This is a genomic window from Sphingomonas aestuarii, assembly GCF_054457155.1.
In genome coordinates, this window is the sequence record NZ_JBTKVV010000003.1 from 165,355 (window position 1) to 177,208 (window position 11,854).

The following is an 11,854-nucleotide window of genomic DNA, read 5'->3' on the forward strand; positions in this document are numbered from 1 at the left end:
TAGGGAATGGGCGTTACCGCAACCGCTGCGCCACTGCCCTCAGGCTTTCCTGAAGCGCCGTCCGCCTTTTGGTCGCGGTTGCGTCCGCCCGCGCGTTGCCCAGCCGCCCCGACAGTGCCTGCAACCGCCCGGCGAGCGCCGCATCCTTGGCATTGGCCTCGATCGGTCCCGCCGCCTGGGTCAGCGCCTGGGTCAGTTCGGTCGCAACCGCGGGGGTCAGCGTGTTCGAGCGCCGCAACTGATCGACATAGGCGCGCGCGACCATCGGATGCGCGGGCCAGGTGACCGGGAATTGCTGCTGCGGATTGAATCGCTGACCCTGATCGGCGAGCCGGGCGGCAGCGAGTTCGGCTTCGCTCAGATGCGTGCTCGGGATCAGCTCGAAAATGTCGAGCCCGCGTGCGATCTCGGTCCCGTAAACCCGACCGCCATAATAATAGACCGACCAGTAACCGCCCATCACCATCGTCCGCCCATCGACCGGCCCGCGATCGAAATAGGCGATTTCGGTGGGATTGGCGCTGTCGGTGAAATCGATCACCGAAATGCCGCCCTGGTACCAGGCCTGGACGAAGATATCGCGGCCCGGCACCGGCACGATCGAACCATTGTGCGCGACGCAGTTCTCCAGCTCGCTTTGCGCCGCGGGCAGCTTGTAATGGCTGCGGAAATTGAGCTTGCCGTCCTCGATGTCATAGATCGCGTTGGCGCCCCAATTGCGCGGATCCTGCGTCCGGCAGCGCGGGCGTCCGCCGCCGCCCCATTCGTCGGTGAAGATCACTTTGGTGCCATCATTGTTGAACGTCGCCGAATGCCAATAGGCAAAGGTCGGATCGACCACCGCGTCGATGCGCGTGGGCTTCCTTGGGTCGGCGATGTCGAAGATCACGCCGTTGCCCGAACAGGCGCCTGCCGCCAGCTTCAGGCTGGGGAAGACGGTGATGTCGTGGCAATGGTCGGTGCGGTTGGTATCCTGCGTCCCGCGACCGTGATTCCCGCCCTGCCACAGCCCGGCGATGTTGCCGGTGCGTTCGTCCGCGAACACCGCCGGGCTGTCGATGATCCGCGATTTCGAAGGGTCGGCAACCGGGATTTCGATCACGTCGATGCGGAACAGCGCCGTGCGATTATCGCCCGCGACCGCACCGACGCAGCCCGCCAGCTCGCGCCCGTCGCGGATGCCGGCGGTGCCCGAATTATAGACGATGACATTGCCCGACCGTCCATCGCCCGACACGATCGAATGGGTGTGCGATCCACGGCAGGTCTGAACCTGGCCGACCTGACGTGGCGTTGCAGGGTCGGCGATGTTGAAGATGCGCAGTCCCCGGAAGCGGTCGGCGCTGACATCCTCGGCAATGCCTTCGCGACCGCAATCGACGCGGGCGCGGGTCTGTTCGACCGACATGATGAGGAGGTCGCCGATGATCGAGACGTCGCCCTGCCCCCCCGGACACACGACCGAGCTGATCAGTTGCGGGCGATCGCCACCCAGGCGGTAGAGGTTGAATCCATGATAATTGCCGACCGCCATAAGGTCGCCCGCGAACGCCATATCGGTCTGCGCGAAGTTCAGCAGCGGCGACCGTTCGGCAAAGCGCGTCGTGCTTTCGTCGTCCTGCGGTCTGGCTGCGGCCCCTTCGTTGGCGGGAAGTTCGAGCGGCAGGCTTGCCGGATTGGCGGGGTCGAAAAAGCCGGTCGGCTTGGGCATCGCCGCGATCAGCCGCATGTTGCTGATCGCCTGGCCCGCATCGCGGAAGCCTGCCTTCAATCCCGATCGCGGATCGCCCTGAAGCGTCGCGAGCAAGCTGCTCATCCGCTTGATTTCGCCCTGCTGCTCGTTCGTCACCTCGCTGGTGAATTCGTAGAGCACGGGGTCATAGGCCGAACCCGGCTGGGCGAGCAGTTCATCGACCATCGTGATCGCACCTTCGTGGTGCGCGATCATCAATTGCAGGAACAGGCGATCGAATGCTTCGCCCTTTGCCGCGGCCAGCGCCTTCATCTGTTCGGGCGTCGCCATTCCGGCCATGCCCATATGGCCGCCATGCCCTGCCGCGCCCGCTCCGTGATCCATGCCTGCATGTCCGGCATGCGGATTAGCGACGGGCTGGCCGCGCTCGGTCAGCCAGCCGCGCATGAACTTGATCTCGTCGGCCTGCGATGCGGTGATCCGCCCGCCGATGTCGCGGATTGCCTTGGTATTGGTGCGCCCGTCGATCAGCGCGACCATTTCCACCGCCTGTTGGTGGTGCACGATCATGTCCTGCATGAAGCGGACATCGGCCTGGGCGAACCGCGTGTCGGCGATCTGACTGGCCTGTTCGGCGGTCAGCGCGCGCGGTGCCTGGCCGGGTGCGCCGGGCTGGACGATCGTCACGTCCTGTGCGGTGGCGGTGCCCGCCATCGCCAGCATGCCGATGACGGCGGAGCAGCAAGTCATGAAACGGGCAGGGGATCGACGGTGAATGCGCAACGGCCACGTCCTTTATCTGATGGGTCGTGTATCAACGTAACATCCTGCGCCGTCGCGTAAAGGCGCTGCGTGCCATCCCGGATCGTCGATGTTCGATGAGGGGATGATCGGACGAATAATTTTCGGGCGATCGCTACGGCAAGCTGGTCGATCCGTTCGGCCATGTCGGTTGAGCGGGAATGACGATGGGAAGGGCATGAAAAAAGGACCGGTGGGGTGTCCCACCGGCCCTGATTTTCTTGGGTAGCTTGATCGGCGCGGAAGCGGCGACGGCAAAGCCGCCGCCGTCGGTCGGATCGGTCGGGGTTCCCGACCGTCCGCCGTCCGAGCCGCTCGCGGTCGCGAGCCCGTCGTAGCGGGCTCGCGCGAGCGGCTTAGAAATCCATACCGCCCATGCCGCCCATGCCGCCGCCGCCCATCGGCATCGCGGGCTTGTCTTCGGGAAGCTCGCTCACCGCCGCTTCGGTGGTGATGAGCAGACCCGCGACCGAGGCTGCATTCTGCAGCGCGGTGCGAACGACCTTGGTCGGATCGATCACGCCGGCCGACACCAGGTTTTCATAGGTGTCGGTCGATGCGTTGAAGCCGAACGACGTGTCGGTCTGGTCGAGCAGCTTGCCCGATACGACCGCGCCGTCATGGCCCGCATTGGTGGCGATCTGGCGAACCAGTGCGGTCAGCGCGCGACGGACGATGTCCACACCGCGGGTCTGGTCTTCGTTCTCGCCGTTGATGCCGTCGAGCGCCTTGGTCGCATAGAGGAGCGCGGTACCGCCACCGGGGACGATGCCTTCTTCGACGGCTGCGCGGGTTGCGTGCAGCGCATCGTCGACGCGGTCCTTGCGTTCCTTGACTTCGACTTCCGAAGCGCCGCCGACCTTGATGACGGCGACGCCGCCTGCGAGCTTCGCCAGGCGTTCCTGGAGCTTCTCGCGGTCGTAATCGCTGGTGGTGACTTCGATCTGCTGACGGATCGCATCGGTGCGGCCCTTGATCGCGTCGGCTTCACCCGCACCATCGACGATGGTGGTGTTGTCCTTGTCGATCGACACGCGCTTGGCGGTGCCCAGCATGCCGAGCGTCACGGTTTCCAGCTTGATGCCTAGATCTTCCGAGATCACTTCGCCCTTGGTCAGGACGGCGATGTCTTCGAGCATCGCCTTGCGACGATCGCCGAAGCCCGGTGCCTTGACTGCTGCGACCTTCAGGCCGCCACGCAGCTTGTTGACCACGAGCGTTGCGAGCGCTTCGCCTTCGATGTCTTCCGCGATGATCAGCAGCGGTCGACCCGACTGAACGACGGCTTCCAGGATCGGGAGCATCGCCTGGAGGTTCGACAGCTTCTTTTCGTGGATCAGGATGTACGGATCGTTGAGTTCGACCGCCATCTTCTCAGGATTGGTGATGAAGTAGGGCGACAGGTAACCACGGTCGAACTGCATGCCTTCGACGACGTCGAGTTCGAACTCGAGTCCCTTGGCTTCCTCGACGGTGATGACGCCTTCCTTGCCGACCTTTTCCATCGCTTCGGCAATTTTTTCGCCGACTTCCTTGTCGCCGTTTGCCGAGATGATGCCGACCTGAGCGATTTCGCTCGAGCCCGAGACGGGCTTCGAACGCGACTGGAGATCAGCGACCACCTTGGTCACCGCCAGATCGACGCCGCGCTTCAGGTCCATCGGGTTCATGCCGGCTGCAACCGACTTCATGCCTTCGCGAACGATGGCCTGGGCCAGCACGGTCGCGGTGGTGGTGCCGTCGCCGGCGATATCGTTGGTCTTCGAAGCGACTTCGCGGACCATCTGCGCGCCCATATTCTCGAACTTGTCCTTCAGTTCGATTTCCTTGGCGACGGTGACGCCGTCCTTGGTGATACGCGGTGCGCCGAACGACTTGTCGATGACGACATTGCGACCCTTGGGGCCAAGCGTGACCTTGACCGCGTCGGCCAAGATGTCGACGCCCTTGAGGATGCGCTCACGCGCGTCGCGGCCGAATTTTACGTCCTTGGATGCCATGTTGAGGCTACCCTTTCGTATGGAAGTTTAGGGGAAAGTTAGTCGAATGAAGGCGGATCTGCCCTCGACCCGATCAGCCCTCGACGATGCCGAGGATGTCCGATTCCTTCATGATCAACAGGTCTTCGCCGTTGACCTTGACCTCAGTGCCCGACCATTTGCCGAACAGGATCTTGTCGCCCGCCTTGACGTCCAGGGGCGACACTTCGCCCTTGTCGTTCTTGGCGCCCGCGCCGGCGGCGACGACTTCGCCTTCCTGCGGCTTTTCCTTGGCGGTGTCGGGGATGATGATCCCGCCAGCCGTCTTTTCTTCGGCTTCCACGCGGCGGACCAGCACGCGGTCGTGCAAGGGACGAAAGTTCATGTTGTTCTCCCAGATGTCGATTGCTCTTGGCACTCACTCGGGGCGAGTGCCAGCAGGGCGCATATGTGCAGGGCTGGAACCACCGTCAAGCGGTGCGCGCGACTCTTTTTCGATGATCGGTTCGCGATGTGCGTCGCATCCCTGTATTGCCCCCATAATACAGATGGGCTAACCCGTTCAGGAAGCGGGTCGAGGGCCAACGACGCGCGGCACGAAGGAGCATGGACGTGAAGCTGGTCAAGGGTGCCTGGAAACTATTGGTCGGGATCAAGGACGGGCTGGTCCTGATCTTCATGCTGCTGTTCTTCGGGCTGATCTTCGCGGCGCTGTCGGCGCGTCCGAACACCACGATCAAGGACGGCGCACTGGTCATCGCGCTGAACGGCACGCTGTCCGAACAACCGGCAGAGGCCGATCCGTTCGCGGCACTGGCAGGCGGGAGCGCGCCGCAGCAATACCGCGTCCGCGATGTCGTCCGCGCGCTGGACAAGGCCGCGACCGATACGCGGGTGAAGGCCGTCGTGCTCGACCTCGACCGGTTCATGGGCGGATATCCGGCCGATGTCGCGGTCGTGGGCGAAGCGATCAAGCGCGTACGCGATGCCGACAAGCCCGTGCTCGCCTATGCCACCGCCTATGCCGACAGCGCCTATACGCTGGCGGCCAATGCCAGCGAAATCTGGACCAATCCGTTCGGCGGCGTGCTGATCGCGGGGCCGGGCGGCAGCCAGCTATACTATAAGGGCCTGATCGACCGGCTGGGCGTCAACGCCCATGTCTACCGGGTCGGCACCTACAAGGCGGCGGTCGAACCCTTTACGCGCGAAGACCAGTCGCCCGAAGCGCGCGAGGCGAACCAGGCGCTCTATGGGTCGATCTTCGAAACCTGGCGCACCAATATCGCCGCCGCGCGGCCCAAGGCGCAGGTCGGCCCCTATCTGACCCAGCCCGCATCGGTGGTCGCATCCACCAACGGCAACATCGCGCAAGCGAATCTCAACGCCGGACTGATCGACCGGATCGGCGACCGCGTCGAATTCGGCAAGCGCGTCGCCGAAATCGCCGGGGTCGAGCGGCGCAAGCCGGTGGGCAGCTTCAGGGAAATCGCGCTGACGCGCTATATCGCCGCCAACCCGCTGCCCAAGACCGGCGACCAGATCGGCGTGCTGACGGTGGCGGGCGAGATCGTCGATGGCAATGCCGGGCCGGGCGTTGCGGCAGGCGACACGATCGCCAACGCGCTGCTGGAAGGGATGACGAAGCATCAGTTGAAGGCGCTGGTCGTCCGGGTCGATTCGCCCGGCGGATCGGTGCTGGCGTCCGAGCGCATCCGTCAGGCGATCTTGGAGGCCAAGCGTCGCGGGCTGCCGGTGGTCGTGTCGATGGGCGGGCTTGCCGCATCGGGCGGTTACTGGGTGTCGGCGCCGGGCGACGTGATCTTTGCCGAGCCCAACACCATCACCGGATCGATCGGAATCTTCGGCCTGATCCCGACCTTTGAGGGCACGCTGGCCAAGATCGGCGTCACCACCGACGGCATTCAGACGACGCCGCTGTCGGGCCAGCCCGACGTGCTTGGCGGCACCAATACGGAGGTGGATGCGATCCTTCAGGCCAATATCGAAAACGGCTATCGCCGCTTCGTCGGGCTGGTCGCGAACAGCCGCGGCATGTCGCGCGAGCGCGTCGATCAGATCGGCCAGGGCCGCGTCTGGGACGGCGGCACCGCGCGTCAATTGGGACTGGTCGATCGGTTGGGCGGCATCGACGACGCGATCGCAGAGGCTGCGCGCCGCGCCAATCTGGACCCGGAAAAAGTGCGTCCGGTCTATCTGGAAAAGGAGCCGAGCGCGTTCGCCAAATTCATCGCGTCGATGGCGTCGAGCGGCGAGGACGATGCGTCCGAACCGGCCGCCGACCTGTTCGCGAAGATGGGGGCCAACCGCCGCGCGACCTTTGCGCAGGCGGTGGGCGACATGCGGCGGCTGACCCAGGGCACGTCGGTTCAGGTTCGCTGCCTGGAGTGCGGCGGCTTCGGCCCGCCGCGGGCGAGCGCGGAGGATTATCGCATCCTGGATGCGCTGATCGCCCGGTTCGCCCTGTGAGGCAGATAGCGTGAGCCAGATAGCGTGAGGCGGGCGTCGTGATCGGCATCCGCGCGGCGACGCTCGACGACGCCGCCCGCATCGCTGCCATCTATGCGCCGTTCGTCATCGGCGGGACGGTCTCGTTCGAGATCGACCCGCCCGATGCGCGGGCAATGCGCGCACGGATGGCGGCGAGCGATGGGCTGTATCCGTGGATGGTCGTCACCAATGGTGGCGAAGAGGGCGGGGTGGTCGGCTATGCCTATGCCACCAAGTTCCGCGACCGTCCGGCGTACAAATATGTCGTCGAAACGTCGATCTATGTCGCGGGCGACCAGCAACGCGGCGGGGTGGGGCGGCTGCTCTACGAAGCGCTGATCGACACGCTGCGCGCGCAGGGCTTCACCCAGGCGATCGGGGCAATCACGCTACCCAACGACGCATCGATTTCCCTGCATGAATCGGTCGGGTTTCGGCGGGCGGGCGTGTACCGCGAGATCGGGTACAAGCAGGGCCGCTGGATCGATGTCGGCTTCTGGCAGTGCGAGTTGAACGAGAGCAAGGTGCCGCCGGTCGAGCCCAAGCCGTTCAGCGCGGTGGGCGTGGTGCGGGGCTGAGCCTTACGCCCGCTCGACCTTCCCCGTTCGTTTCGGACGGAGTCAGGGCGTTGGCTCCTCCTCGTCCCGCCGTCCGCGATAGGCGGGGAGCGCCAGTTTGTAATGGATCGCCACGCCCCTGAGCGCAAAGCCCGCCACCGCCGCGATCGGCGCGGCGTACAGCGCCACCATGCCCAATTCGCGCAGGCCGATATAGCCGAACGCCGCCAGCGCCGCCGCGGTCACATAGAGTTCGGGCCGCATCAGGATCGACGGCTCGCCCGCCATCATGTCGCGGATGATGCCGCCCGCGCAGGCGGTGATGATCCCCATCATCGCGGCGGGGACCGGCGGAATGCCGAAGCTGTACGATTTCGCCGCGCCGAACACCGCATAGGCCGCCAGCCCGAACGCATCGAGCCAGTCGAACACCTTGTCCGACCACCAGCGCTCGGGCGTCACCCAGACGAGCAACGCCGCGCCCAGACAGATGGCGGCGAAATTGCGGTCCTGAACCCAGAACACGGGTGCATCGATCAGGAGATCGCGGATCGTGCCTCCCCCGACCCCGGTGACGAGCGCGAAGAAGGCGGCGGTGACCATCGTCTGCTGCCGCCGAACCGCGACTAGCGCACCGGTGATGGCGAACACAGCGATCCCGAACCAGTCGAGCCAGGGGAGGAAGGGGCCGAATTGCCAGGACGGTTGCATGGCCATTCAGATAGAGCCGCACGCAAGCCCGGTCGAGCGCTGTCGATCGATCGTTGACAGGTGCCCGGTCGGGGCCGACACCCGGGCGATGTCGCAGCGAAGGTTCCGGTTGCCCCGCACGCCGTTCGAGATCGCGATCACCGTGGTCGCCGTCCTGCTGCTGGGCGCGATGCTGTATCTGATCCTGCGAACGCTGTTCGTCGATTTCGGCGACTATCGCCCCGTCGAGGCGACCGGCACGATTGTCACCCAGACTCCCCGCGGGCGCCGCTTGTTGCGCATCACCGATGCGCAGGGCGCGACGACGCTGATCGTATGCGACGCGCGAGGGCGATCGGGGATGTGCCTGATGCCCGGGGTGCACGCCGGGCTGGTCGAGGGCGGCGTTGCAACGGTGACCTATCTGGCCCCTCCCAAAGGGGCGCTGTTTGCTGAGCCGGTGGTGGTGCAGATCGAACAAGTCGGTCGGGCGTTGCTCGATTGCGCACAGCGGCTGCGCGCGCTGGAGGTAGACCGCTCGACGACCTGCTGACCGTTGGAGAGGGGCGGCTTGATTCGATATCGCCGTCGTCATTGCGAGCGTAGCGAAGCAATCCAGCCTTTCCGCTCAAATTGCGGCTGAATTGCTTCGCTACGCTCGCAATGACCGTTTATGTGTTCGTCGTCGCCGGTATAATGAGCAGAGGGCCGACTTTGGCACGGCACGGGCAAAGCCCGTAGCGCCGCCGGCCGGTCTGATCCGGGGTTCGGTCGAATTAGCTTCGCCAATCCCGTCGCCGGATCAGACGTGGATCGGCTTGCCCCGGACCGCCATCGCCGCTTCCTTGATCGCCTCGCTGTGCGTCGGATGCGCGTGGCAGGTATAGGCGATGTCTTCGCTCGTCGCGCCGAATTCCATCGCCTGCGTCGCCTGCGCGATCATCGTGCCTGCGACCGACGCGATCGCCCAGACGCCCAGCACGCGATCGGTCTTCGCGTCGGAGATGATCTTCACGAAGCCGCCATCCTCGTGATTGGTCTTGGCGCGGCTGTTGCCTGCCATCGGGAATTTGCCGACGTTGATTTCGCCGCGCTCCTTCGCCGCTTCCTCGGTCAGTCCGACGCCCGCGATTTCGGGCAGGGTATAGACGACCGACGGGATCAGGTCGTGGTTCACGATGCCGGTTTGCCCGGCGATATTCTCGGCGACCGCGATGCCTTCGTCCTCGGCCTTGTGCGCGAGCATCGGGCCGGGAACGACGTCGCCGATCGCCCAGATGCCGTCGACCGAGGTGGCGAAATCATGGTCGGTTTCGATCTGGCCACGGTCGTTGGTCTTCAGCCCCGCCTTGTCGAGCGACAGGCCGTCTGTGTTCGGACGACGACCGATCGAGACGAGGACATTGTCCGCCTCGATCGTCTGCGCTTCGCCGCCCTTGGCGGGTTCCAGCGTGATCGTCGCCTTGTCACCGCTGACCGCGACGCCGGTGACCTTCATGCCGGTCTTGAATTCGATGCCCTGCTTTTTGAAGATCCTGGCGGCTTCCTTGCGCACGTCGCCGTCGAAGCCGGGGAGGATCTGGTCGAGATATTCGACCACGGTGACCTTCGCGCCCAGCCGACGCCAGATGCTGCCCATTTCCAGCCCGATCACGCCGCCGCCGATGACGACGAGATGACCGGGCACCTTCGCCAGTTCGAGCGCACCGGTCGAATCGACAACAACCTTCTGGTCGATCTCGACGCCCGGCAACGGCGTGACCGACGAGCCGGTGGCGATGACGATATCCTTCGCCGTGACCGTGCGGTCGCCGACCTGAACCGTGGTCGCATCGACGAACGCGGCGCGGCCCTTCAGCCATTCGACCTTGTTCTTCTTGAACAGGAATTCGATGCCGCCGGTCAGGCCCTTCACCGCGTCGAGCCGCTGCGCGTGCATCGCATCCAGATCGAGTTCGGGCGTGACCTTGATCCCCATCTTGGCCATCGCGCCGTTCGCGGCGGCATCGAAATATTCCGAAGCGTGGAGCATGGCCTTCGACGGAATGCACCCAACGTTGAGGCAGGTGCCGCCCAGCGTTTCGCGGCTTTCGGCGCACGCGACGTTCAGACCCAGCTGAGCCGCGCGAATTGCCGCGACATAGCCGCCGGGGCCTGCACCGATTACCAGAACGTCGAAGTCGTAGTCAGCCATTTTACTCTCTCCCAGGCGGGATATTTTACCCGATCCGTTCGTGCTGAGTAGGGGCTGAGCCTGTCGAAGACCCGTATCGAAGCATCCTTCGATACGCCATTTCGGCTTCGCTCAATGGCTACTCAGGACGAACGGTTACTGTCAGCTCAAAGGTCGATCAAAATCCGCGTCGGATCCTCAATCGCATTCTTCAGCGCGACCAGGAAGGTCACCGCCTCGCGACCGTCGATCAGGCGGTGGTCGTAGCTGAGCGCCAGATACATCATCGGACGGATCACGATCTGCCCGTCGCGCACGACCGCGCGGTCCTCGATGCGATGAAGGCCCAGCACCGCCGACTGCGGCGGGTTAATGATCGGGGTCGACATCAGCGATCCGAACACGCCGCCGTTGGAAATGGTGAAGGTGCCGCCCTTCATCTCGTCCATCTTGAGCGTGCCGTCCTTGGCGCGCTTGCCGAAATCACCGATCGTCTTTTCGACTTCGGCCACCGACAATTTGTCGGCATTGCGGATGACGGGGACGACCAGGCCCTGAGGCGCGGACACCGCGACCGAGATGTCGGCATAGTCGTGATAGACGATTTCATCGCCGTCGATCTGCGCGTTGACGGACGGAATGTCCTTCAGCGCCATCGTCGCGGCCTTCACGAAAAAGCCCATGAAGCCGAGGCGCACGCCGTGCTTCTTCTCGAACAAATCCTTGTACTTGGTCCGCGCCTCGATGACGGCGGTCATGTCGACATCGTTGAAGGTGGTGAGCAGGGCGGCGGTGTCCTGCGCTTCCTTCAGGCGCCGCGCGATGGTCTGACGCAGGCGCGTCATGCGGACGCGTTCCTCGCCGCGACCCTCACCGGTCGCAGCGGCGGCGGGTGCGGCGCTTGGGGCCGGAGCGGGCGCAGGCGCGCTCGATTTGGTCGAGGCGGCGGCAACCACGTCGTCGCGCGTGATCCGACCGTCCTTGCCCGAACCCTTGATCGTCGCGGGATCGACGCCGTGTTCGAGGATCGCGCGGCGGACCGAGGGCGAGAGGGCGGCGGGCTCGTTGCTGCTCGCGGGCGCCTGTTGCCCGGCTTCGGCGGGTGCGGGGGCAGGTGACGGTGCAGGCGCAGGAGCTGCCTCAGCCGGAACCGCTTCCGCTTCCTTGGGCGCGTCCGCCTTGGGGGCAGCGGCGCCATCCCCTTCCTCGATCGTCGCGATCATCGCGCCGACCGAGACGGTGTCGCCCGGCTGGACCGCGTGCGCGCCCATCACGCCCGCGACCGGCGCGGGAACCTCGACCGCGACCTTGTCGGTCTCAAGGCTCGCAATCGGCTCGTCGGCGGCGACCGCGTCGCCCGGCTGCTTGAGCCATTCGCCCAGCGTCGCTTCGGTGATCGATTCGCCCAGTACGGGGACTTTGACTTCGGTTGCCATCAATTCTGCTCCTG

Annotated in this window: 10 protein-coding genes; 3 read left to right on the forward strand and 7 right to left on the reverse strand. The window is 65.0% G+C overall.

Annotated features, from left to right (window positions below):
- Positions 1–13: 13 nt before the first annotated feature.
- From ACX0GZ_RS06685 to groES, 4 genes are all read right to left on the reverse strand, one after another.
- Positions 14–2,443, reverse strand: a complete 2,430-nt coding sequence (locus tag ACX0GZ_RS06685; protein ID WP_458814645.1) for a DUF305 domain-containing protein — start codon at positions 2,441–2,443, stop codon at positions 14–16.
- Positions 2,440–2,640 (reverse strand): hypothetical protein, encoded by a 201-nt coding sequence (locus ACX0GZ_RS06690; protein WP_458814647.1) that lies wholly within the window; start codon positions 2,638–2,640, stop codon positions 2,440–2,442. Before ACX0GZ_RS06690 ends, ACX0GZ_RS06685 begins: the two co-directional genes overlap by 4 nt.
- Before the next feature lie 210 nt (positions 2,641–2,850).
- The gene (groL, locus tag ACX0GZ_RS06695; RefSeq protein ID WP_458814649.1) at positions 2,851–4,494 is read right to left on the reverse strand and encodes a chaperonin GroEL; all 1,644 of its coding nucleotides are present in this window, start codon (positions 4,492–4,494) and stop codon (positions 2,851–2,853) included.
- A 73-nt stretch (positions 4,495–4,567) separates the two neighbouring features.
- Positions 4,568–4,858, reverse strand: coding sequence for a co-chaperone GroES (gene groES / locus ACX0GZ_RS06700; protein WP_458814651.1), 291 nt, complete (start codon positions 4,856–4,858; stop codon positions 4,568–4,570).
- Between the two features lie 227 nt (positions 4,859–5,085).
- Between groES and sppA the strand changes: the two genes are divergently transcribed.
- Both sppA and ACX0GZ_RS06710 read left to right on the forward strand, forming a co-directional pair.
- Positions 5,086–6,963, forward strand: coding sequence for a signal peptide peptidase SppA (sppA, locus tag ACX0GZ_RS06705; RefSeq protein ID WP_458814653.1), 1,878 nt, complete (start codon positions 5,086–5,088; stop codon positions 6,961–6,963).
- Positions 6,964–7,001: 38 nt separating this feature from the next.
- On the forward strand, positions 7,002–7,562 hold the full coding sequence (locus ACX0GZ_RS06710) for an N-acetyltransferase family protein (protein ID WP_458814655.1): 561 nt from the start codon (positions 7,002–7,004) through the stop codon (positions 7,560–7,562).
- Between the two features lie 42 nt (positions 7,563–7,604).
- Here ACX0GZ_RS06710 and ACX0GZ_RS06715 read toward each other — a convergent pair whose 3' ends face one another.
- A complete protein-coding gene (locus ACX0GZ_RS06715; protein ID WP_458814657.1) occupies positions 7,605–8,258 on the reverse strand; it encodes a trimeric intracellular cation channel family protein in 654 nt (217 codons plus the stop codon).
- Positions 8,259–8,340: 82 nt separating this feature from the next.
- On the opposite strand from ACX0GZ_RS06715, the gene ACX0GZ_RS06720 reads away from it, so the two are divergent.
- Positions 8,341–8,784: a hypothetical protein gene (locus ACX0GZ_RS06720; protein ID WP_458814659.1), complete on the forward strand. Its 444-nt coding sequence runs from the start codon at positions 8,341–8,343 to the stop codon at positions 8,782–8,784.
- 249 nt (positions 8,785–9,033) lie between these two features.
- Here ACX0GZ_RS06720 and lpdA read toward each other — a convergent pair whose 3' ends face one another.
- Together lpdA and odhB are read right to left on the reverse strand one after the other, a co-directional pair.
- The gene (lpdA, locus tag ACX0GZ_RS06725) at positions 9,034–10,425 is read right to left on the reverse strand and encodes a dihydrolipoyl dehydrogenase (RefSeq protein WP_458814661.1); all 1,392 of its coding nucleotides are present in this window, start codon (positions 10,423–10,425) and stop codon (positions 9,034–9,036) included.
- A gap of 146 nt (positions 10,426–10,571) precedes the next feature.
- Positions 10,572–11,840: a 2-oxoglutarate dehydrogenase complex dihydrolipoyllysine-residue succinyltransferase gene (gene odhB / locus ACX0GZ_RS06730; protein WP_458814663.1), complete on the reverse strand. Its 1,269-nt coding sequence runs from the start codon at positions 11,838–11,840 to the stop codon at positions 10,572–10,574.
- Positions 11,841–11,854: the final 14 nt, after the last annotated feature.

Coding starts and splice junctions, on each gene's coding strand:
- ACX0GZ_RS06690 (WP_458814647.1), bottom strand. CDS start 2,640: ATGGCCGAACGGATCGACCAGCTTGCCGTAGCGATCGCCCGAAAATTA.
- groL (WP_458814649.1), bottom strand. CDS start 4,494: ATGGCATCCAAGGACGTAAAATTCGGCCGCGACGCGCGTGAGCGCATC.
- ACX0GZ_RS06720 (WP_458814659.1), top strand. CDS start 8,341: ATGTCGCAGCGAAGGTTCCGGTTGCCCCGCACGCCGTTCGAGATCGCG.
- odhB (WP_458814663.1), bottom strand. CDS start 11,840: ATGGCAACCGAAGTCAAAGTCCCCGTACTGGGCGAATCGATCACCGAA.
- ACX0GZ_RS06685 (WP_458814645.1), bottom strand. CDS start 2,443: ATGACTTGCTGCTCCGCCGTCATCGGCATGCTGGCGATGGCGGGCACC.
- lpdA (WP_458814661.1), bottom strand. CDS start 10,425: ATGGCTGACTACGACTTCGACGTTCTGGTAATCGGTGCAGGCCCCGGC.
- ACX0GZ_RS06715 (WP_458814657.1), bottom strand. CDS start 8,258: ATGGCCATGCAACCGTCCTGGCAATTCGGCCCCTTCCTCCCCTGGCTC.
- groES (WP_458814651.1), bottom strand. CDS start 4,858: ATGAACTTTCGTCCCTTGCACGACCGCGTGCTGGTCCGCCGCGTGGAA.